At 68.7% G+C, this 20,335-nt stretch carries 20 protein-coding genes; 15 read left to right on the forward strand and 5 right to left on the reverse strand.

What is annotated here, in order from left to right; genetic code table 11:
* Positions 1–48 precede the first annotated feature (48 nt).
* Both nth and ACFPFG_RS06295 read left to right on the forward strand, forming a co-directional pair.
* Entirely contained in the window at positions 49–702 is a 654-nt protein-coding gene (nth, locus tag ACFPFG_RS06290; protein WP_380105626.1) for an endonuclease III, read from the forward strand.
* The gene (locus tag ACFPFG_RS06295; RefSeq protein ID WP_380110236.1) at positions 686–1,318 is read left to right on the forward strand and encodes a helix-turn-helix transcriptional regulator; all 633 of its coding nucleotides are present in this window, start codon (positions 686–688) and stop codon (positions 1,316–1,318) included. The genes nth and ACFPFG_RS06295 overlap by 17 nt, the downstream gene beginning before the upstream one ends.
* A gap of 9 nt (positions 1,319–1,327) precedes the next feature.
* Here ACFPFG_RS06295 and ACFPFG_RS06300 read toward each other — a convergent pair whose 3' ends face one another.
* On the reverse strand, positions 1,328–2,335 hold the full coding sequence (locus tag ACFPFG_RS06300) for a tripartite tricarboxylate transporter substrate binding protein (RefSeq protein ID WP_183018613.1): 1,008 nt from the start codon (positions 2,333–2,335) through the stop codon (positions 1,328–1,330).
* 143 nt (positions 2,336–2,478) lie between these two features.
* On the opposite strand from ACFPFG_RS06300, the gene ACFPFG_RS06305 reads away from it, so the two are divergent.
* The 5 genes from ACFPFG_RS06305 (at position 2,479) to ACFPFG_RS06325 (ending at position 8,009) form a co-directional block, all read left to right on the forward strand.
* Positions 2,479–3,381 (forward strand): LysR family transcriptional regulator, encoded by a 903-nt coding sequence (locus ACFPFG_RS06305; RefSeq protein WP_197957437.1) that lies wholly within the window; start codon positions 2,479–2,481, stop codon positions 3,379–3,381.
* A 213-nt stretch (positions 3,382–3,594) separates the two neighbouring features.
* Positions 3,595–4,764, forward strand: coding sequence for an acyl-CoA dehydrogenase family protein (locus ACFPFG_RS06310; RefSeq protein WP_197956783.1), 1,170 nt, complete (start codon positions 3,595–3,597; stop codon positions 4,762–4,764).
* 26 nt (positions 4,765–4,790) lie between these two features.
* Entirely contained in the window at positions 4,791–5,849 is a 1,059-nt protein-coding gene (locus tag ACFPFG_RS06315) for a hypothetical protein (protein ID WP_374620865.1), read from the forward strand.
* Positions 5,850–5,874: 25 nt separating this feature from the next.
* A complete protein-coding gene (locus ACFPFG_RS06320; RefSeq protein ID WP_380105629.1) occupies positions 5,875–7,020 on the forward strand; it encodes a CaiB/BaiF CoA transferase family protein in 1,146 nt (381 codons plus the stop codon).
* 29 nt (positions 7,021–7,049) lie between these two features.
* A complete protein-coding gene (locus tag ACFPFG_RS06325) occupies positions 7,050–8,009 on the forward strand; it encodes a Bug family tripartite tricarboxylate transporter substrate binding protein (RefSeq protein WP_380105631.1) in 960 nt (319 codons plus the stop codon).
* Between the two features lie 9 nt (positions 8,010–8,018).
* Here ACFPFG_RS06325 and ACFPFG_RS06330 read toward each other — a convergent pair whose 3' ends face one another.
* Together ACFPFG_RS06330 and ACFPFG_RS06335 are read right to left on the reverse strand one after the other, a co-directional pair.
* Entirely contained in the window at positions 8,019–8,654 is a 636-nt protein-coding gene (locus tag ACFPFG_RS06330; RefSeq protein ID WP_374620979.1) for a TetR/AcrR family transcriptional regulator, read from the reverse strand.
* A gap of 122 nt (positions 8,655–8,776) precedes the next feature.
* Complete coding sequence (locus tag ACFPFG_RS06335; protein ID WP_183018608.1) at positions 8,777–9,493, reverse strand: GNAT family N-acetyltransferase; 717 nt, start codon at positions 9,491–9,493, stop codon at positions 8,777–8,779.
* A 104-nt stretch (positions 9,494–9,597) separates the two neighbouring features.
* Here ACFPFG_RS06335 and pdxR point away from each other — a divergent pair, with 104 nt between their 5' ends.
* Positions 9,598–11,061 carry a MocR-like pyridoxine biosynthesis transcription factor PdxR gene (pdxR, locus tag ACFPFG_RS06340; RefSeq protein ID WP_380105634.1) on the forward strand — a complete coding sequence of 488 codons (1,464 nt, stop codon included), beginning with the start codon at positions 9,598–9,600 and terminating at the stop codon, positions 11,059–11,061.
* Between the two features lie 17 nt (positions 11,062–11,078).
* Here pdxR and cobT read toward each other — a convergent pair whose 3' ends face one another.
* Positions 11,079–12,161 (reverse strand): nicotinate-nucleotide--dimethylbenzimidazole phosphoribosyltransferase, encoded by a 1,083-nt coding sequence (gene cobT, locus ACFPFG_RS06345; RefSeq protein WP_197957438.1) that lies wholly within the window; start codon positions 12,159–12,161, stop codon positions 11,079–11,081.
* A 268-nt stretch (positions 12,162–12,429) separates the two neighbouring features.
* Here cobT and ACFPFG_RS06350 point away from each other — a divergent pair, with 268 nt between their 5' ends.
* From ACFPFG_RS06350 to otnI, 7 genes are all read left to right on the forward strand, one after another.
* Entirely contained in the window at positions 12,430–13,197 is a 768-nt protein-coding gene (locus ACFPFG_RS06350) for a FadR/GntR family transcriptional regulator (RefSeq protein ID WP_183018605.1), read from the forward strand.
* A 134-nt stretch (positions 13,198–13,331) separates the two neighbouring features.
* On the forward strand, positions 13,332–13,970 hold the full coding sequence (otnC, locus tag ACFPFG_RS06355) for a 3-oxo-tetronate 4-phosphate decarboxylase (protein ID WP_197956787.1): 639 nt from the start codon (positions 13,332–13,334) through the stop codon (positions 13,968–13,970).
* 102 nt (positions 13,971–14,072) lie between these two features.
* The gene (locus ACFPFG_RS06360; protein ID WP_183018603.1) at positions 14,073–15,404 is read left to right on the forward strand and encodes an MFS transporter; all 1,332 of its coding nucleotides are present in this window, start codon (positions 14,073–14,075) and stop codon (positions 15,402–15,404) included.
* Between the two features lie 42 nt (positions 15,405–15,446).
* On the forward strand, positions 15,447–16,430 hold the full coding sequence (gene denD, locus ACFPFG_RS06365) for a D-erythronate dehydrogenase (protein ID WP_380105637.1): 984 nt from the start codon (positions 15,447–15,449) through the stop codon (positions 16,428–16,430).
* Positions 16,427–17,347, forward strand: a complete 921-nt coding sequence (gene ltnD, locus ACFPFG_RS06370) for an L-threonate dehydrogenase (protein WP_380105639.1) — start codon at positions 16,427–16,429, stop codon at positions 17,345–17,347. The genes denD and ltnD overlap by 4 nt, the downstream gene beginning before the upstream one ends.
* Entirely contained in the window at positions 17,344–18,627 is a 1,284-nt protein-coding gene (gene otnK / locus ACFPFG_RS06375; protein ID WP_380105641.1) for a 3-oxo-tetronate kinase, read from the forward strand. The genes ltnD and otnK overlap by 4 nt, the downstream gene beginning before the upstream one ends.
* Before the next feature lie 35 nt (positions 18,628–18,662).
* A complete protein-coding gene (gene otnI, locus ACFPFG_RS06380) occupies positions 18,663–19,460 on the forward strand; it encodes a 2-oxo-tetronate isomerase (RefSeq protein WP_380105643.1) in 798 nt (265 codons plus the stop codon).
* Here the strand turns inward: otnI and ACFPFG_RS06385 are convergent.
* Entirely contained in the window at positions 19,420–20,331 is a 912-nt protein-coding gene (locus tag ACFPFG_RS06385; RefSeq protein WP_380105645.1) for a LysR family transcriptional regulator, read from the reverse strand. The genes otnI and ACFPFG_RS06385 overlap by 41 nt on opposite strands.
* Positions 20,332–20,335: the final 4 nt, after the last annotated feature.

A 20,335-nucleotide genomic window follows, 5' to 3' on the forward strand; every position in this document is an offset into this window, starting at 1 on the left:
ACGCTTGCACGACAATGCACGCCACATCGATGGATACGCGCCCCCACAATGAAAACCACCAGCATCGAACCCTTCTTCGCCACGCTCAAGGCAGCCAATCCCTCTCCCCAGACCGAGCTGGAATACACCAATGTGTTCGAGCTGCTGTCTGCCGTGCTGCTCTCGGCCCAGGCCACCGACGTGGGCGTGAACAAGGCCACGCGCAAGCTGTTTCCCGTGGCCAATACCCCCCAGGCCATCCTGGACCTGGGACTCGAAGGGCTGGAGGGCTACATCAAGACCATCGGCCTGTACCGCAGCAAGGCCAGGCACCTGATGCAGACCTGCCAGATCCTGGTCGAGCGCCACGGCGGCCAGGTGCCGCGCACGCGCGAGGAACTGGAAGCCCTGCCCGGCGTGGGCCGCAAGACCGCCAACGTGGTGCTCAACGTGGCCTTTGGCGAGCCCACCATGGCCGTGGACACGCACATCTTCCGCGTGGGCAACCGCACGGGCCTGGCGCCGGGCAAGACGCCGCTGGCCGTGGAGATGCAGCTGATGAAGCGCGTGCCCCCGGCCTATGCCGTGGACTCGCACCACTGGCTCATCCTGCTGGGCCGCTACGTCTGCCAGGCCCGCAAGCCACGCTGCTGGGAGTGCGTGGTGGCACCGTACTGCGACTACTCGCCCAAGACGCCTTCCCCGGCTGCGGGCAAGTGCTGAGCCGGTACCGCATCCCTCCGCCTCCTGGTCGGTCTACCGCACGGGCCTGCGCAGCCGACCGCAGCTGCTCCTGTCGGCCAGCAGCGAGGCGCGCGACACCGCGCGCGACTGCTGGTGGGCCTATCCTTCAGGTCCTTATCTGCGGGACAGCACCTGGAACCACGGCGACGCCGGCCCGGCACGCAGCACGGCGCTGTGCCACGTCACGGCCCAGGAGGTGGAAGGCGAGCACCGCGCCCTGGTCTACGACGCGCACGGCATGGCCGAGCGCGTGTCCATGGTCGAGCACCAGGACGACGGCGATGTGTTTGCCGTCAATTTCTATCGCCACCAGCACCAGAGGGCACTGGGCGATGCGCAGATCGACGGCTTCTGGAGCATGGCGCCCATACTGCCGGCCCTGCGCATGCGCCTGCTGCAGGCACAGCCCGATCTGACGCCGCGCGAACTCGATGTCTGCGCCCGGCTGCTGCAGGGCATGACGCATGAGGGCATTGCCTGCGACCTGTGCCTGAGCCTGCCCACCGTCAAGACCTACCGCAACCGCGCCTTTGCGCGGCTGGGCATCCACTTTCGCAGCGAGCTGTTCGCGCTGGCCATGGAGCCGCAGGGCTGAGGCCTTGCATCAATCCAGCGATGCGCCGGACGCCTTGACGATGCGCGCCCACTTGGCGATGTCCTCGCGCAGCAGGGCCGCCATCTGGGCGGGCGGCACGGGCCTGTCCGCAGGCCCGGCCAACTCCACGCCGGAGGCTTCGAGCTTGCCGCGCAGATCGCCGGCCGCCAGCGCACGCGCCATGCCGTCCTGCAACTGCGCCAGCACCGGCGCGGGCACGCCTTCAGGCGCAAACAGGCCTACCCACAGCGTGCCGTTGTAGCCGGGCACGGTCTCGCCGATGGTGGGCACATCGGGCAGCAGCGGCGAGCGCGCCGCACCGCTCACGGCCAGCGCGCGCAGCCGACCGGCCTGGATATGGGGAAGGGTCGATGGCAGGCTGCCGAACAGCAGCGGCACCTGGCCGCCCAGCACATCGTTGAGCGCGGGCGCCACGCCCTTGTAGGGCACATGCTGCAGCTGGATGCCCGCCATGCTGTTGAGCATCTCGCCCAGCAGATGGTTGAGCGTGCCGTTGCCGGCCGAGGCATAGCGGAACTCGTCGGGCCGGCCCCGGGCCATGGCGATCAGCTCGGGCACGGATTTGGCCGCAAAGCCGGGATGGGCCAGCAGCACATTGGGCACGGAGCCGATCAGGCCTATGGGCCGGAAATCCTTCACCGGATCGAAACCCGGCTTGCGGTACAGCGCGGGGTTGATGGCCTGGCTGCTGCTGATGGTCATCAGCAGGGTATGGCCGTCGCGCGGCGCCTTGGCCACGGCCTGGGTGCCGATGTTGCCGCCCGCGCCGGGCCGGTTCTCGACCACCACGCTGGCGCCCAGCACCTCGGCCAGCTTCTGGCTGACCAGCCGGCCCACGATGTCGTTGGTACCGCCCGGCGCCTGCGGGACGATCATCACGATGGGCCGCGCGGGCCAGGCCTGGGCACGGCCCAGCATGGGCAAGGCGAGTACGGCGGCCACCAGGCTTCGGCGGCGCAAAAGGCTCGACGGCAGGGGAAAGGAAGAATCCGGCATGGTCATGTCTCCATTTGTTCTTGTCGCAAGCCCGCATGGTTGCCCGTGCCGGGCCAGCGCACAATCGCGCATTTCCTGACCCTGCCTTCGGAATCGACAAAGCCTTGACCCCGCCCATGCCCTCTTCGCCCTTCATGCCCCTCATGCACTTCGACCTGACGGACCTGCGCCTGTTCGTGCATGCCGCCGAACTGGGCAGCCTCACGCGCGCCTCGCAAAGGCAGCACCTGTCCCTGGCCGCAGCCAGCCTGCGCATCAAGGCGCTGGAGGAGCAGGCGGGCATGCCGCTGCTGTACCGCGAGGCACGCGGCGTACGGCCCACGCCGGCCGGCGAAGCCTTCCTGCACCATGCGCGCGGCATGCTGCTGCAGTCCGAGCAGCTGCGCCACGACCTGCAGGAGTACGGCGCCGGCCTGCGCGGCCATGTGCGGGTGTTTGCCAACACCACGGCCGTGACCGACTTTCTGCCCGAGATCCTGCCGGCCTTTCTTGCCGACCACCCGCGCGTGAACGTGGACCTGCAGGAGCGGCCCAACGCCGAGATCGCGCGCGGCGTGCTCGACGGCCGGGCCGACCTGGGCATCGTGGCCGGCCAGGTGGATACGCTGGGCCTGCAGACCATCCACTTCAGCACCGACCGGCTGGTGCTGGCCACGCCGCGCGGCCACCGCTTTGCGCGGCGCAAGCGCATTGCGTTTGCCGAGACGCTGGACGAGGACGCCATCGGCATGCAGCAGGGCAGCACGCTGCAGACCTTTCTGGCGGGCGTGACCGAGCGCCTGGGCAAGCCCATGAAGCTGCGCATACAGCTGTCCAGCTTCGACGCCATGTGCCGCATGATCGGCGCCGGCGTGGGAATCGGCATCGTTCCCGAGAGCGCCGCGCGGCGCAACCGCGACAGCATGGGGCTGGCACTCATCGATCTGACCGACGCCTGGAGCGTGCGCGAGCGCCGCATCCTCGTGCGCGACCAGGGCCGGCTGCCGCGCCATGCGCAGGCCCTGATCGAGGTGCTGCAGGCCTACTACGCAGGCGGCACGCGGTAGCCCCAGACCGGGCCGGCACCGGCCCTTTTCCCCCTTTTTCCTTTTCCCTTTCTTTCTCGAGCCGGCTCGTTCCGCATCGAGGCAGTGCGGCCGTGCCGTCCGATCGCCTCTTGCCACGCCCGCGGGACTGGGGACTTCACCTATACGGCCACAACCTACCAAGTAGTATGTTCGCATGAATCCTGAACCTGAAACTCTTTTTGGGGAGTCTCCATGCCCGTCATCTGGACACCAGCACTTGATGAGGATTGCGCGCGCTGGCGCGCCATTGCCGCCCGGCTCACCCATGAACGGTTTGCGCCCCTGGCCGATGCCATCGACCGAGAGCAGCGCTATCCGCTGGAGCACTTGCCGCATCTGCTGTCCAGCGGCATCTCGGGCATGTTCCTGCCCCAGGCCTATGGCGGTGCGGGCGCATCGCTGACGGCGCTGAGCGCCGTGGTGGAAACGGTGGCCGGCGGCTGCGCCTCCACGGCGGCCATCCTGGCAGCACTGTCCCTGGGCGCATTCCCGGTGCTGCTGGGCGGCAGCGAGACGCAAAAGCAGGTGTTGCTGGGCGGACTGGCTCGCCGTGGTGAAGCGGTGAACTTCGCCCTGAGCGAGCGCGGGGCCGGCTCGGATGCCGCGAACCTGGAGACCACGGCCACGCCAGAAGGCGACGGCTGGCGTATCCGCGGTGAGAAATGCTGGCTGGGCAATGGCGGACATTCCCGGCATTTCATCGTTTTCGCCCGCACTGCGGCCGGCACGCGCAACCATGTGACCGCCTTCTGGGTGCCGCGCGAGACCCCGGGCGCCGTCGTCGACTTCCACGAAGACAAGATGGGCATACGCGGCACGACGACCACCAACCTCAAGATCGACGCCTGGGTGCCGTCGTCAAGCATCGTCGGTGAGCCGGGCTCGGGGCTGCGCCTGGCGCTGTCCACACTCAACATCGGCCGTATCGTGGTGGCCGCACAGGCTGTGGGCATTGCCCAATGCGCCTTCTCGGCCGCATCGTCCTTCGCAGCCACGCGTAGCACCTTCGGCCACACCATCATCGACCATCAGGGCGTGGGCTTCATGCTCGCCGATGGCGCCACGCAGCTATCGGCCGCCAGGATGATGCTGTACCAGGCCGCCGCGGCCCATGACCGTGGCGAAGACATCGCCACCCTTGGCAGCATGGCCAAGCTCCATGCCAGCGAGGTGTCCCACAAGGTCTGCGACGACGCCGTACAGATCCTGGGGGGACGGGGATACGTCAAACCCAGCCCTGTGGAGCGCTGCTATCGCGACCAGCGCATCACCGAGATCTACGAAGGCACCTCGGAAATCCAGCGCCTGGTGATCGCTCGCGCCATCAAGCGCCATGCGAACACTGCCGCCGTCACCGCCTGAACGGCACCTGCTACATGCGCCGCACCATGCAAAACACCCATCCCGCCGACAGCGAACTGTCTTCCTGGAAGGCCGTGGCCGACTGGTACCACGCCTGCTTCACAGGCATGGTGCTGTTCACCGTCTCGCGGCTGGGCACGGCCAAGGCTGAAGAGTTCGTCCATGAGATCTTCTGCCATCAGCGCCGCGAGCGCTTTGTCCCCGGACTGCGCAAGCTCGGCCTGGACCATCTGCCCCATGCCGTGGCGGCGGCACAGTACCACTACCTGTCCAACCACATCGGCGGCGTGCCTGTCGAGTACATCTACGAGTCCGACCGCAAGGCCTGGATACGGTATTCCGCCCCGCGCTGGATCTGGTCTGGCACGGCGCTGTGCGGCATCCCCCCCGAGGTGTCCCGGGCCATGCTCACCGGCTGGCATGCGCAAAACGGCGTGATGCTGGACAACCCTCGCCTGGGCTTTGTCTGCACCAAGCAGGCCGTGGACGGGCAGTCGGGGCTGGAAGGCTACTACCTGGAGTACGAGCACGATCTGGCACCGCACGAGCGCCTGCGCTTCGCCCGCCATGAGGACGCGCCCGATTTCGCGCCCCACAAGGCCCCGACGCTGCCCACCGACACCTGGCCTGCCGCCCGCCTGGCCAAGGCACATCGCAACTATGCGATGGAGTATGTGCGCTCAGCCTACCCCGTGGCCCTGCAGTTGTGGGGCCCCGACGCCGCAGGCCACCACCTGCGCATGGCCGGCCGGCTCATAGGCATGCAGTTCTATCACCAGACTGCGCGCGGCTTGGGAGGAGCCTACGGCGGCGACGCGGCGGGATTCTCCGCCTTCCTGCGCGACCTCGCCCACGCCCAGGGCGACACCGCCGCCGTGCACGAGCATGGCCAAGGCTACCGGGTCACCCAGCAGGGCTGGGCCTTCATGCAGGACATGCCGGCATTCCATGCCTGCTTCGCTGGGGCCTGGAACGGCTTGCTGGAAGGCGCGCTACAGGCGCACAACCGGCGCCTGCAACTGGGCTTCCAATGCGGACGGTCCGAGGCAGGCCGGACGCTCGAATGGACCGTCTCCCCCGCCTGACCCGCAGCCCGCAGGAGCCATGACCATGGATGCAACGACCAAGCCCGGAGCCCTTCAGGGACTGAAAGTGATCGATGCCTCGCGCGTGCTGGCCGGGCCTTTCGCCGGCCAGATACTGGGGGACCACGGCGCGGACGTGGTGAAGATCGAGGCACCCGAAGGCGATGAATGCCGAAGCTTCGGTCCACCATTCGTCCGGGGCAGCTCCGCCTACTTCAATGCCGTCAACCGCAACAAGCGCAGCCTGGTGCTGGACCTGGCCAGGCCCGAGGAACGCGAGCGGCTGTTTTGCCTGCTCGACGAAGCCGATGTGCTGATAGAAAACTTCAAGCTGGGCAGCCTCAGCGCCTGGGGCATACCCGATCCGGCATGGTTTACGGCGCGCTTTCCACGCCTGGTGCACTGCCGCATCACCGGCTTCGGAGACCATGGCCCCTACGGCGGCCTGCCCGGCTACGATGCTGCGGTGCAGGCCATGGCCGGGCTGCTGTCCGTCAATGGCGACGCACAGGGCGCACCCGTGCGCATCGGCGTGCCGGTGGTGGACCTGGCCACGGGCATGAATGCCGCCATGGCGGTGCTGCTGGCGCTGCAGGCCCGCCATCGCACGGGGCGCGGCCAGATGGCCGATGTATCCCTCTATGACAGCGCCATATCGGTCGCCCATCCGTTTCTCACGAACTTCCTGCACAGCGGCCAGGTCCCCGGCCCGACGGGCAACCAGCACGCCAACATCGTTCCCTACAACGTCTACCAGACCCGCAGCACGCCCCTGTTCATCGCCGTGGCCAACGACCGCCTGTTCGTCAAGCTGTGCCAAAGCCTGGACCTGCCGGAGCTGGCGCAGGACCCGCGGTTTTCGAGCAACCAGCGGCGGGTGGCAAACCGACTGACACTGGAGCGCTTGCTGGAGAAGGCCTTCCTGGACATGGATGCGCAACAGTTGGGCCCTGCCCTGCTGGCCCAAGGCGTGCCTGCCGCGCCGATTCTCGACATACAGGCGGTGGCGCAATCCGAGCATGCCCGCGTGCGCGAGATGGTGCTGCGACGCGCGGACTACACGGGCCCCGGTTGCCCCATCAAGCTCAGCGACACCCCTGCCGCCATCCGCAGGCCGCCGCCCACGCTGGGCGATGCGGTCTGGGCGGCCGACGGCAAGGTTTTCAACTGAAGGCATCGCATCGCCAGGGAGACAACACCATGCGCATCCTGACCTCGGCAATTGCATTGTTCGGACTGGCACTGTGCACCAGCCCCGCCACCGCCCAGAATTTCCCGCGCGACAAGCCGATCCGGATCATCGCGGCCTTCTCGCCCGGCAGCGCCACGGACATCAGCGCCCGCATCGTCGGCGAGGTCCTCAAAAATGAACTGGGCGCCGTCATCATCGTGGACAACAAACCGGGCGCCCAGGGTGTCATCGGCACCGAGGCGGCAGTGCGCTCACCCGCCGACGGCTACACACTGACCATCACCAGCAGCTCCCTCAACGCCATCAATCCGGGACTGTTCAAGAAACTGCCCTACGACCCCGTCAAGGACTTCACCCATATCTCGCGGCTGACCACCATGCCCATTGCCCTGCTGGTGAAGGCCGACGGACCCCATGCCACGCTGCAGGACTTCGTGGCCACGGGGAAAATCGGCCAGCTTTCCTATGGCTATGGATCGCCCGGCGGGCAGGTCAGTGCCGTCGCCTTCAACAGCGCCGCCGCCTTCGAAGCCTTGGGCGTACCCTACAAAAGCCAGCCGCCGGCATTGACCGATCTCGCGGCAGGCCTGGTGGACTATGTGCTGGCCGATCTGTCCGTTGCCACCACCTTGATGAAGGCCGGCCGCATCAAGGCACTGGCCATCAGCGCCCCCCAGCGCCTGGCCGACTGGCCAGGCGTTCCCACCTTTGCCGAGGCGGGCTACAAGGACTACGACCTGGTGGTCTGGGTGGGATTGGGAGGACCTTCGGGCATGCCACCCGATGTGGCACGCAGGCTCAACGCCGCCATCAACAAGGCGCTGACCCAGCCCGATACCCAGGAAAGGTTCCGACTGCTGGGCATGCAGTCGGCACCCAACACACTGGAAAACCAGGACGCCTTCGTCCGGGCCCAGCTTGCAGCCTGGCGCAAACGCATGGCACAGGCAAAGATCCAGCCGGAATAGGGCCAGGGCCTAAGCAAGCACGCCCTGCACCACCTGACGTGCGAACTGCGTGGCCACATGCTCCCTGTAGTCGGAGGTATCCGTGTCGCGCGGCCGGTACCAGACCGTGATCCAGTTGAGCGAGCCCAAGATGGCCTTGGCGGCCAAGGGGCAGTCCAGGCCGGCGAACTGCCCGCACGCCACGCCATCCCGCAAGACCCTGAGGAACAGGCCCTCGTAGGCATCGCGCATGGCCACCACCTCGGCCAGTGCCTCGCGCTGTGCGGGCGTGGTGCTGGCGGACTGGTGCAGCTCCACACCCTGCACCGTGACGCGCTGGTAATACAGGTGCTCCATCATCAGGCGGGCATGGCGGTGGGCCATGGCCTGCAACCGGGCTCCCGGCTGCAAAGACATGTCCTCGGCAATGGGCAACTGTGCCTGCAGGTTCATGGTCATGGCGCGCCGATGCACGGCAAAGAACAGATCCGCCTTGCTGCGATAGTGGTAGTAGACGCTGCCCTTGGTTGCCCCGATCTGGTTGGCGATCAGATCCACCGATGCGGCGGCGAAGCCCAGCGTCGTGAACGCCTTGGCTGCGGCGTCAAGGATGGCCAGCTGCATTGACGGCAGCGTGTCATAGCTGGCGGCCAACCAGGTGGCCATGTCGGAAGAGGTCACCACGGGCAAGCAATCCAGGTTGACAAACTGCCGAAATGATACCGGGTGGTTTATCCACCCACCGGCCGTGGCGATCCGCGCAATGTCGCCAGCGCAACAGGCAATCCTCAGGCCCCCTGCCCACGCAGCGCCGCCAGCGGCTGGCGCTGCCCGCCCCCGGCATCGAAGTTGCCCGGCTCCAGCCAGCGCTGGTAGGCCGCGCGCAGCGCCGGCCATTCGCTGTCGATGATGGAGAACCAGGCCGTGTCGCGGCTGCGGCCCTTGTAGACCACGGCCTGGCGGAACACGCCCTCGAAGCGAAAGCCCAGGCGCGCCGCTGCGGCACGCGACGGCGCGTTCAGGCTGTCGCACTTCCACTCGTAGCGGCGGTAGCCCAGCTCGTCGAAGGCGCGCTGCATCAGCAGGAACTGCGCCTCGGTGGCCGCACGCGTGCGCTTGAGCCGGCGCGAGTAGCAGACAAAGCCCACCTCCACCACGCCGCTGGCCGTGTCCACGCGCATCAGCGCCAGCGAGCCGATGGCACGGCCCGTGGCCAGGTCGATGACGGCGTGGTGCAGCGGGTCATCGCTGGCCTGGGCGGCCTCGGCAAAGCGCAGATAGGCCTCGGCATCCGCGAAGGGGCCTACCGACATGTACGTCCAGTCGCTGGCGTCCGGCGCCTGGCTGAAGGCATCGAACAGATCGGCTGCATGGCGCGCGGCGGACAGCGGCTCCAGCCGGCAGTAGCGGCCTTCGATGGGCGTGCGGGGTGGGCGCTGGCGCGGGGTCCAGTTGGGAAGGTCGTGGCCTACGGGTTGGGAGTGGGCATTGAGTGCGGGGGGCATCGGAGATTCCTGGTCAGGTCATTTGGCAGGGCCACGATAGCGCTGGCGTGGCATCATGGAAAGTGCCATATTCAATTTTTTCATGGTGCCACGCCACACCCTCCATGCCCGCCCCTGACCTGCTGACCAGCCCCTTGCTCACCGGCGCCGGCGCGCCGCCGCGCCAGCGCCAACTGATCCAGCGCCTGAAGCAGGCCATTCTTGCGGGCCGGCTGCCGGCCGGCGACCGCCTGCCGGCCTCGCGCTCGCTGGCGGAGGATCTGGGGGTCTCGCGCAACACCGTGCTCATCGCCTACGAGCAACTGGCGGCCGAAGGCTATGTGATCGCCGACCGGCAGGGCACGCGCGTGGCGGCTGTATCCACCCATTCCACGGCAGCCGCCGAGGCGGCCGCCGCGCCCCCCTGCGCACCCCGCACGGCACGGCGCCTGGACCGCATCGCGCCCACGCGCCATGCCATCGACCGCAGCCTGCCCCTGACGCCGGGCACGCCCGCGCTGGACAGATTCCCCCTGCCCGCCTGGCGCCGTTCGCAGGACCGCGCATTGCGCCTTCCCGCCAACGCCACGCTGGACTATGGCGATCCTGCGGGCGAGCCCGCACTGCGCCAGGCCATTGCGCAGCACCTGCGCATCTCGCGCGGCGTGCGCTGCGATGCCTCGCGCATCATCGTCACCGAGGGCGCCCAGGGTGCGCTGGACCTGTGCGTGCAACTGCTCACCAACCCGGGCGACCATGCCTGGCTGGAGGAGCCCGGCTACCGGGGCGCCAAGTCGGCCTTTGCGGGGGGAGACCTGTGCGTCAGCACACTGCGCGTGGATGCGGATGGTGCAGCCATTGCCCCCGGCCTGTGGGACAGCCATCCTCCACGGCTGATCCAGATCACGCCCTCGCACCAATATCCCACGGGCGCCGTGCTGTCGGTGGCGCGCCGGCTGGAGCTGCTGGAGCGCGCACGCCGCGCGGGGGCCTGGATCATCGAAGACGACTACGACAGCGAATTCCGCCACCAGGGCACGCCCATCGCCGCCATGCAGGGCCAGGTGCCGGACGCGCCCGTGCTCTATGTGGGCACCTTCAGCAAGACCATGTTCCCGGCACTGCGCCTGGGCTTTGTGGTGCTGCCGCAGGCACTGACCACCAGCGCGGCATCCGCCGTGCAGGAGATGCTGCGCGGCGGCCACCGCCTGGAGCAACTGGCCATGGCGGACTTCATGGACAGCGGCCAGTTTTCGCGCCACCTGGGCCGCATGCGGCGCCTGTACCGCGAGCGCCAGGCGGCCCTGCGCGAAGCGCTTGCCACGCAACTGGGCGTGGAGCACGAGGTGCTGGGCGGCCACGGCGGCCTGCACCTGACAGTGCGGCTGCCGCCCCGCCTGCCCGACCGCGCCATCGTGGAGCAGGCGCGGCGCGTCGGCATGAACCCGGGCGCCCTCTCGTCCTTCGCCATGGAGCCGCTGCCCCAGGACAACGGCCTGGTGATCGGCTACGGCAATACCGATGCCGCGCGCTTCGGCGCACTGGTCAGGCGCCTGGGCCAACTGGCGGCGGCCACGGTGCGGACATAGCTGCCCGGCGCAGGCGGCTATGCCTCTTGCGAACGCGTGCTCACGCCGGCCTGCTCGAAGCTGGCCATCTCGCCCAGCATGGCGCAGGCCGACACCAGCAGCGGCCAGGCCAGGGCCGCGCCCGAGCCTTCGCCCAGGCGCAGTTGCCAGTCCAGCAGCGGCTCGGCACCCAGGTGGGCCAGCATGCGCACATGGCCGGGCTCGCCCGAGCGGTGCGAGAAAACGCAGCGCTCCAGCACGGCCGGCTGCAGGCGGCTGGCCACCAGCACGGCGGCCGTGGTGATGAAGCCATCGACCACGATGACGCGGCGCTCGGCAGCGGCCTGCAGCACGGCGCCCACCATGGTGGCGACCTCGAAGCCGCCCATGGCCGCCAGTGCGTCCAGCGGTTGCGTGGCCTGGGCGTGCAGCTGCAGCACCTCCTGCAGCACCCCGATCTTGCGCGCCAGCCCGGCCGCATCCAGGCCGGTGCCAGCGCCCGTGACCTCGGCCAGCGGCTCGCCGCACAACCGTGCCAGCAGCAAGGATGCGCTGGAGGTATTGCCAATGCCCATCTCGCCCAGCAGCAGCGCATTGCCGGGCAGCTGGCGCACCAGGGCAGCGCCGTTGCGCAGGGCCATGGCGCATTCGGCAGCCGTCATGGCCGGGCCCTGGCTGCAGTCGCGCGTGCCGTAGCCCAGCTTGCGGCGCCACAGGCGCGGCTGGCCGGGCCGGGGCAGCTTGTCGTCGGGGTCCTGCTCGCGTGCGGGAAAGTCGCGTGCCACGCCGCAGTCCACCACGTTCAGCGCCAGCCCATGCTGGCGCGCCAGCACGCTGACGGCGGCGCCGCCGGCCATGAAGTTCTCGACCATCTGCCAGGTCACATCCACCGGATAGGCCGACACGCCGCGCGCAGCCAGCCCGTGGTCGGCCGCAAACACCAGCATCTGCGGCTGCTGCAGCACCGGCCTGTCCTGCCCCAGGATGCAGGCGATGCGCAGCGCCAGCTGCTCCAGCCGCCCCAGCGCGCCCAGAGGCTTGGTCTTGTGGTCTATGGCGTGCTGCACGCGCTGGGTGAAGGCGGCATCGGCGAGCGAGGCGATGGCGGGAATAGCGGCCATAGCGGCAATGGCGCCATCGTGCGAGTGTTCTGTGGGTGCAGCGGAATGCGGGGTGGGCGTTGACATGGCGAAGCGGCCTTGGCCCGGGGCGGGCGTGACGGGCGGATTGCAAAGGCGCAAGTATGGCGCGCCGCGCAACGCCGGCAGAACCATCGGTCTCTTTCCTGCCCGCGCAGATACCCTCTGCCCTGATTGCCGCAGCCTGCCCGGCAGACACCATCGTTCTGAGACAATCGCTGCCACACGTGTCTCTCCAGCCCCCACCTCCATGACGGTTTCCTTCTCGGCCATCCAGCCCGGTCTCAAGCTTGCGGACCAGGTTGCCCGGCAGCTCGAGGCGCGCATCCGCGCCGGCAATCTGCAGCCCGGCCAGAAGCTGCCGACCGAGGCCGAACTCGTGCAGCAGCTCGAGGTCAGCCGCACCGTGGTGCGCGAGGCGGTGTCCCAGCTCAAGTCGCGCAACCTGGTGGAATCGCGCCAGGGCAGCGGCGTGTTCGTGAAGGCGGCAGGCATAGAGCCACTGGACTTCGAAGGCCTGCCGGCGGCTGGCAGGAATGCGCTGATCCAGATCACCGAGGTGCGCCGCGCGCTGGAAGCCGAGGTGGCCGAACTCGCGGCGCGGCGGCGCAGCGAAGAGGACATGCAGCGCATCCACGACGCAGAGAGAGCCCTGGCCGAGGCCGTGCGGCTGGGCCGTGACGGCGTGGAGGAGGACATGGCGTTTCACCGCGCCATTGCCCAGGCTTCGGGCAATCCCTTCCTGATCAGCACGCTGGACTACCTGTCGCAATTCCTGCGCGGCGCCATGCGCATCACGCGCGCCAACGAGGCACGGCGCGAGGACTTCGGCAAGGCCGTGGAGCGCGAGCACCACAGCATCGTGCTGGCCATCGAGGCCGGCGACCCCAAGGCCGCGCGCAAGGCCGCCGCCACGCACATGGGCAATGCCATAGACCGCATCCACCGCGCCGACGCCAGCTTCTGGGAGCAGGATGGCGAGCGCCTGGCGCGCGACATCCTGGCCGCCAAGCCCTGAACCTCCGAAACCATCCCTGGGCGCATGGCCAAGGGTTTTCACCTTGTTTGGATTTTCTCGCAAAATTTGTATGATGACCTGATGACAATATCAGTCAGTCATCCATTTTCCGCCGCTCATCGCGGCCTGCGACCATGAGCGACGAATCCCGCATCCGCGAGCAGATCTGCGCCACCGGTGCCAGCCTCTACCAGCGCGGCTACACCGTCGGCGCTGCCGGCAACATCAGCGCGCGCCTCCATGATGGCTGGCTGATCACCCCCACCGACGCCTGCCTGGGCAGGCTCGACCCGGCCGAGCTGTCCAAGGTCGATGCCGGCGGGCAGTGGGTCAGCGGCGCCAAGCCCTCCAAGACCCTGGTCCTGCACCGGGGCATCTACGGCAATGACGCCCAGGCGCGCGCCGTTATCCACACGCATTCCACCCATCTCGTGGCGCTGACGCTGTCCGGCGTCTGGCGCGAGGACGAGGTGCTACCGCCCATCACCCCCTACCAGGTCATGAAGGTGGGCCGTATTCCGCTGATCCGCTACCGCCGCCCCGGCGATCCGCAGGCCGCCGCCGAGGTGGCCGCGCAGGCCGCCCAGGTGCGCGGCGCCTTGTTCGAGCGCCTGGGCCCCGTGGTCTGGGAACGCTCGGTGGAGCAGGCCAGCCATGTGCTGGAAGAGCTGGAGGAAACCGCAAGGCTCTGGCTCATGACCCATCCCCGCCCGCAGCCCCTGGACGCGGCCGCCATCGACGAGCTGCGCACCACCTTCGGGGCGCGCTACTGATTTGCACCGCGGCGCCCACGGCCGCATTCCACCACCCAGCCCATCCACAGCCGCGCAGCCGCCAGGCGGCGCACCAAGCGGCGAACCCAAGGGAGACTTGAAATGACGACAACGGATATCGCATCCGGCCAGGCCGGGGCCGCCCCGCGCCAGCCCGACTCGCTGGAGACGGCACGCGCCTACGCCAAGGTGTTCTGGCGCCTCGTGCCATTCCTGATGCTGTGCTATGTGATCGCCTACCTGGACCGCGTGAACGTGGGCTTTGCCAAGTTGCAGATGTCCCAGGACCTGGGCTTCAGCGAGACCGTGTTCGGCCTGGGCGCAGGCGTGTTCTTCATCGGCTACTTCCTCTTCGAGGTGCCCAGCAACCTGCTCATGCACCGCCTGGGCGCGCGCATCTGGATCGCCCGCATCATGATCACCTGGGGCATTCTGTCGGCCCTGTTCATGTATGTGGAAACGCCCACGGGCTTCTACATCCTGCGCTTTCTGCTGGGCCTGGCCGAGGCGGGCTTCTACCCCGGCGTGATCCTGTACCTGACCTACTGGTACCCGGCCCACCGGCGCGCCAAGATCGTGGCGCTGTTCATGTCGGCCATTCCCGTGGCCGGCATCTTCGGCAACCCGCTGTCGGGCTGGATCATGGAGGCCTTCCACGGCGACCACGGCCTGCACGGCTGGCAGTGGATGTTCCTGATCGAGGCCATCCCCGCCCTGGTGATCGGCGTGGTGACCATCTTCTACCTGGACAACGGCATCTCCAGCGCCAAGTGGCTGACGGCCTCCGAAAAGCAGCTGCTGGCGCGCGAGATCGAGCTGGACCAGCAGCACTCGGGCGCCCAGAAGCACTCGCTCAAGGCCGTGTTCGCCGACCGCCGCGTCTGGTGGATGTGCCTGATCTACTTCGCCTTCGTCGCCGGCCAGTACGGGCTGACCTTCTGGATGCCCACGCTGATCAAGTCCACTGGCGTCACGGGCGCGCTGAACATCGGCCTGCTCAGTGCCATTCCCTTCCTGTGCGCCATCGTCGTCATGAACCTGATGGGCCACAGCGCCGACAGGCGCCGCGAGCGCCGCTGGCACCTGATCGTGCCTGCGCTGATGGGCGCCGTGGGCTTTGCGATGACGGCCTTCTTCGCCGACAACACCGTTCTTTCCCTGATCTTCCTGTCGCTGGCCGCAGCCGGCGTGCTGACCTGCGCGCCGCTGTTCTGGTCGCTGCCCACGGCCTTTCTGTCGGGCACGGCGGCGGCGGCGGGCATTGCCATCGTCAACTCGGTCGGCAACCTCGCCGGCTTCGCCAGCCCTTACATGATCGGCTACCTCAAGGACCTGACCCAGTCCACGCAGGCGGGCATGTTCGTGCTGGCGGGCGTGCTCGTCATAGGCGCCATCGCGGTCTGGCTCACCCCCGCAAAGATGGTCAACCGCTGACCGGCCTCTCTTTCCCATCCTCCTGCTCCAAGCTCAAGCCAAATGAAAGTACTGATCACCGGCGGCGCCGGATTCCTGGGCCAGCGCCTGGCCCGCAAACTGCTCGAACAAGGCTCGCTGACGCTGGCCGGCACCCGCTGGCCCATCCACCAGATCGACCTGCTCGACGTGGCGGCCAGCGACGCCATCGCGGACACGCGCGTGCGCTCGCTGGTGGGCGACATCGCCGACCCGCAGGTGCTGCGCGGCGCCATAGACCAGGACACGGCCGTGATCTTCCATCTGGCCGCCGTGGTCAGCGGCCAGGCCGAGGCCGACTTCGACCTGGGCATGCGCATCAACCTCGATGCCTCGCGCGCCCTGCTGGAGACCTGCCGCGCCGTGGGCCACGTGCCGCGCGTGGTCTTCACCAGCTCGGTGGCCGTCTACGGGGGCGACCTGCCCGACACCGTGCTGGACGGCACGGCCCTGAACCCGCAGTCCTCCTACGGCACGCAAAAAGCCATTGCCGAGCTGCTGCTGGCCGACTACACGCGGCGCGGCTTTGTCGACGGCCGCGTGCTGCGCCTGCCCACGATCAGCGTGCGCCCTGGCCGGCCCAATGCGGCCGCCTCGTCGTTTGCCAGCGGCATCATCCGCGAGCCCCTCAACGGCGAGGCGGCCAACTGCCCCGTGGGTGCCACCACGCGCCTGTGGCTGCTGTCCCCGCGCCGCGCCGTCGAGGCCCTGGTCGCAGGCTGCGAACTCGATGCCAGCGCCGTCGCCGACCGCCGCCCCATCAACCTGCCCGGCGTGTGCGTCAGCGCAGGCGACATGGTGCGCGCGCTGCGCGAAGTGGGTGGCGACGAGGCGGCCAACCGCGTGAGCTGGCAGCGCGACGACAAGGTCGAGCGCATCGTCGGCAGCTGGCCCGGCCGCTGGGACACCACGCGCGCCGACCAGCTGGGCCTGCGCGGCGACGAGGACTTTGCGGCCATCGTGCGCGCCTACATCGCCGATGACCTGACACCCCCGCGCCAGCCATGAACCACACCGCCGCCACACCCCGCGCCGTCGGCGTGATCGGCCTGGGCGCCATGGGCGCCGGCATGGCGCAAAGCCTGCGCCGCACCGGCCACCACGTGCATGTCCACGACATCCGTCCCGAGGCCGCAGCCACCTTCGCCGCCGAAGGGGGCACGGCCTGCGCCACGCTGGCCGACATGGCCGCCGCCTGCAGCATCATCGTCAGCGTGGTCGTCAACGCCCGGCAGACCGAGGCCGTGCTGTTCGGCGAAGGCGGCATCGCCGCGGAACTGCGGCCCGGCTCGGTCTTCGTCATGTGCTCCACCGTGGACCCGCGCTGGTCCGTGGCGCTGGAGGCCAGGCTGCAGGCGCAGGGCGTGCACTACATCGACGCGCCCATCTCGGGCGGCGCGGCCAAGGCCGCGTCGGGCCAGATGACCATGATGACGGCCGCCCGCCCCGAGGCCTATGCCGCCTGCGAAGGCGTGCTCGATGCCATGGCCGCAAAGGTCTACCGTCTGGGCGACAGCGCGGGCGCGGGCAGCAAGGTCAAGATCATCAACCAGCTGCTGGCCGGCGTGCACATCGCGGCGGCGGCCGAGGCCATGGCCCTGGGCCTGCGCGAAGGCGTCGATGCCGCCGCGCTCTACGAGGTCATCACCCACAGCGCGGGCAACAGCTGGATGTTCGAGAACCGCATGGCCCACGTGCTGGCCGGCGACTACGCCCCGCTGTCGGCCGTGGACATCTTCGTCAAGGACCTGGGGCTGGTGCTGGACACGGCACGCCACAGCACCTTCCCGCTGCCCCTGGCCTCCACCGCCCACCAGATGTTCATGCAGGCATCGACGGCCGGGCATGGCCGCGAGGACGACAGCGCCGTCATCAAGATCTTCCCGGGCATCACCCTGCCCCCGGCTTCATCGGAATCCCCATGACACTTCTTCTGGGCTGCATAGCCGACGACTTCACGGGCGCCACCGATCTGGCGAACAATCTGGTGCGCGCGGGCATGCGCGTGGTGCAAAGCATTGGCGTACCCGCCGGCCCGGTGGACGAGGGCGTGGACGCCGTCGTTGTCGCGCTCAAGTCGCGCACCATCGCGCAGGCCGACGCCATTGCGCAGTCGCTGCAGGCCCTGCAGTGGCTGCGCGGCCAGGGCCCCGACGGCCGTGCTCCGCAGATCTACTTCAAATACTGCTCCACCTTCGACAGCACGCCGCAGGGCAATATCGGCCCCGTGGCCGAGGCCCTGATGGACGCCCTGGGCTGCGAATTCACCATCGCCACGCCGGCCTTCCCCGACAACCAGCGCACCGTCTTCAAGGGCCACCTGTTCGTGGGTGATGTGCTGCTCAGCGACAGCGGCATGCGCAACCACCCGCTCACCCCCATGACCGATGCCAACCTGGTGCGCGTGCTGCAGGCGCAGACACGGCGCAAGGTGGGCCTGATCGACCATGTGGCCGTCGCACAGGGCGAGGCCGCCATCCGCGCGCGCATCGCCGCACTCCAGGCCGAGGGCGTGGGCATGGCCATCGTCGATGCCGTCTCCAACGACGACCTGCTGCGCCTGGGCCCGGCCCTGGCCGGCATGCCGCTTGTCACGGCGGGCTCGGGCGTGGCCATCGGCCTGCCCGCGAACTTCGGCATCCAGCCCACGGCCCAAGCCGCTGCCCTGCCAACCGCCACCGGCCTGCAGGCGGTCGTCTCGGGCAGTTGCTCGGTGGCCACCAATGCACAGGTGGCGCACTTCATCGCCTCGGGGCGCCCTGCCCTGGCGCTGGAGCCCCTGCGCATCGCCGCCGGCGAGGACGAAGCCGGCAAGGCCCTGGCCTGGGCACGCCGGCACATCGCCAGCGGCCCGGTGCTGATCTACTCCACCGCCGAATCCGCGGCCGTCAAGGCCGTGCAGGGCCGCCTGGGCGTGGAGCAGGCCGGCGCCCTGGTCGAACAGACCATCGCCGCCATCGCCCGGGGGCTGGTCGAGATGGGCGTGCGCCAGCTTGTCGTGGCGGGCGGAGAAACCTCGGGCGCCTGCGTGCAGGCGCTGGGCATCGAGCAGATGCGCATAGGGCCGCAGATCGACCCTGGCGTGCCCTGGTGCCATGCCGCCTCGCCGCTGGCGCCCCAGGGGCTGCACCTCACGCTCAAGTCCGGCAACTTCGGCACCACGGACTTCTTCACCAAGGCCTTCGGCGCGTTGCAGCGCGCCTGATGCCACACTCAGCCTCCGTTTTCAGGAAAGCTTTCATGCCCCGTTTCGCCGCCAACCTGTCCATGCTCTACAACGACCTGGACTTTCTCGACCGCTTCGCGGCCGCCGCGCGCGACGGCTTCCAGGCCGTCGAATACCTGTTTCCCTACGACTTCGCCCCCGAGCAACTGGCGCGGCGCCTGCGGGACAACGGCCTGCAGCAAGTGCTGTTCAACGCCCCGCCCGGCGACTGGAACGCGGGCGAGCGCGGCCTGGCCTGCATCCCGGGGCGCGAAGCGGAATTCGCCCAGGGCATGGACCGCGCCGTGGCCTACGCCCAGGCCCTGGGCTGCCCGCGCATCCACGTCATGGCCGGGCTCAAGCCTGCAGGTGCCAGCGAAGAGATCCTGCGCGCCACCTATATCGCCAACGTGCGCCACGCTGCACGCCTGGCCGCGCCCCATGGCATCGCCATCCTGCTGGAGCCCATCAACGGCAGGGACATGCCCGGCTTCTTCCTGAGCCGCCAGGACCAGGCCCACGCCCTGCTGGCCGACATTGCCGAGCCCAATGTCCAGATCCAGATGGACCTCTACCACTGCCAGATCGTCGAAGGCGACCTCGCCATGAAGATCCGCCAGCACCTGCCCACGGGCCGCGTGGGGCATGTGCAGATCGCAGGCGTGCCCGAGCGCCACGAACCCGACGTGGGCGAGGTCAACTACCCCTACCTGTTCCGCCTGCTGGACCAGTTGGGCTACGACGGCTGGATAGGCTGCGAATACCGCCCCGCGCGCGGCGCGGCGGCACACGCTACCAGCGAGGGGCTGGGGTGGATGAAGGGGTGGCTGTAGATCCGGGCAGATACCCTCGCAGCGCGCCCACCAGCGGCGAATCATCGGCACGCCGCCAGACAGCGACCGTCTCCACGGTCGTCCTTTCCCCCAGCAAGGGCCGGTAGACCACGCCTTCACGGTGCAGGGCCTGCACACAGGCGGGCACCAGCGCCACGCCCAAACCGCCAGAGACCAGGCTGACGATGGTGTGCATCTGCCGCGCCGCGAACAGCCGGGGACTGAAGCCGTGGCGCATGCAGGTGGAGACGATGGCATCGAACATCAACGGCCCCTGGTGGCGCTCGAAGCCCAGGAAACGCTCCTGGGCCAGTTTCTCCAGCGCGATGCGCCGGTTGCGGGCCAGCGGGTGGGACTCGGGCAAGGCCACCACCAGCGGCTCGCTGCGCACCAGCACAGAGTCCAGTGACGCAGGCAGGTCCGGCGTGCGAAACACCAAGCCGATATCCAGCCGCCCGCTCTCGATGTCATGTGCGATCTGGTCGGTCGTGCCCTCCTGCAGCGATAGCCGGACCTGCGGATAGTCCTCGCCAAAGCGCCTCAGCGTTTCCGGCAGGAAGGAGTAGGCCGGCAGGCTGATGAACCCGATGGACATGGAACCCATGAGCCCCTGCGAGGTCTCGCGTGCGCGGCGCCGCATGGTGTCAGCAGCGGCCAGCACGGCACGGGCGTCGCGCAACGCATCCTCCCCGGCCTTCGTAAGCACGATGCGCCGCGACGTGCGCTCCAGCAGCGTCACGCCCAGCTCCTCCTCCAGCTCCTTGATGGCCAGGCTCACGGGGGGCTGGGTCAGGTGCAGACGCTCGGCCGCGCGACCGAAGTGCATCTCCTCGACCACGGCCACGAAGCACCGCAGATGTCGCATGTCCATTCAT

The sequence above is a fragment of the Delftia deserti genome (assembly GCF_042653485.1).
In the GTDB taxonomy this organism is placed as follows: Bacteria; Pseudomonadota; Gammaproteobacteria; order Burkholderiales; family Burkholderiaceae_C; genus Comamonas; species Comamonas acidovorans.

Bases quoted from the DNA above. Each gene is read 5' to 3' on its own strand.
- denD (WP_380105637.1), top strand. From the start codon at position 15,447: ATGAAAGTACTGATCACCGGCGGCGCCGGATTCCTGGGCCAGCGCCTG.
- ACFPFG_RS06315 (WP_374620865.1), top strand. From the start codon at position 4,791: ATGCAAAACACCCATCCCGCCGACAGCGAACTGTCTTCCTGGAAGGCC.
- ACFPFG_RS06350 (WP_183018605.1), top strand. From the start codon at position 12,430: ATGACGGTTTCCTTCTCGGCCATCCAGCCCGGTCTCAAGCTTGCGGAC.
- ACFPFG_RS06385 (WP_380105645.1), bottom strand. From the start codon at position 20,331: ATGGACATGCGACATCTGCGGTGCTTCGTGGCCGTGGTCGAGGAGATG.
- ACFPFG_RS06305 (WP_197957437.1), top strand. From the start codon at position 2,479: ATGCACTTCGACCTGACGGACCTGCGCCTGTTCGTGCATGCCGCCGAA.
- pdxR (WP_380105634.1), top strand. From the start codon at position 9,598: ATGCCCGCCCCTGACCTGCTGACCAGCCCCTTGCTCACCGGCGCCGGC.
- ACFPFG_RS06335 (WP_183018608.1), bottom strand. From the start codon at position 9,493: ATGCCCCCCGCACTCAATGCCCACTCCCAACCCGTAGGCCACGACCTT.
- otnI (WP_380105643.1), top strand. From the start codon at position 18,663: ATGCCCCGTTTCGCCGCCAACCTGTCCATGCTCTACAACGACCTGGAC.
- ACFPFG_RS06310 (WP_197956783.1), top strand. From the start codon at position 3,595: ATGCCCGTCATCTGGACACCAGCACTTGATGAGGATTGCGCGCGCTGG.
- cobT (WP_197957438.1), bottom strand. From the start codon at position 12,161: ATGGCCGCTATTCCCGCCATCGCCTCGCTCGCCGATGCCGCCTTCACC.
- otnK (WP_380105641.1), top strand. From the start codon at position 17,344: ATGACACTTCTTCTGGGCTGCATAGCCGACGACTTCACGGGCGCCACC.
- nth (WP_380105626.1), top strand. From the start codon at position 49: ATGAAAACCACCAGCATCGAACCCTTCTTCGCCACGCTCAAGGCAGCC.
- ACFPFG_RS06300 (WP_183018613.1), bottom strand. From the start codon at position 2,335: ATGCCGGATTCTTCCTTTCCCCTGCCGTCGAGCCTTTTGCGCCGCCGA.
- ACFPFG_RS06320 (WP_380105629.1), top strand. From the start codon at position 5,875: ATGGATGCAACGACCAAGCCCGGAGCCCTTCAGGGACTGAAAGTGATC.
- otnC (WP_197956787.1), top strand. From the start codon at position 13,332: ATGAGCGACGAATCCCGCATCCGCGAGCAGATCTGCGCCACCGGTGCC.
- ACFPFG_RS06325 (WP_380105631.1), top strand. From the start codon at position 7,050: ATGCGCATCCTGACCTCGGCAATTGCATTGTTCGGACTGGCACTGTGC.
- ACFPFG_RS06330 (WP_374620979.1), bottom strand. From the start codon at position 8,654: ATGGCCACCTGGTTGGCCGCCAGCTATGACACGCTGCCGTCAATGCAG.
- ACFPFG_RS06360 (WP_183018603.1), top strand. From the start codon at position 14,073: ATGACGACAACGGATATCGCATCCGGCCAGGCCGGGGCCGCCCCGCGC.
- ltnD (WP_380105639.1), top strand. From the start codon at position 16,427: ATGAACCACACCGCCGCCACACCCCGCGCCGTCGGCGTGATCGGCCTG.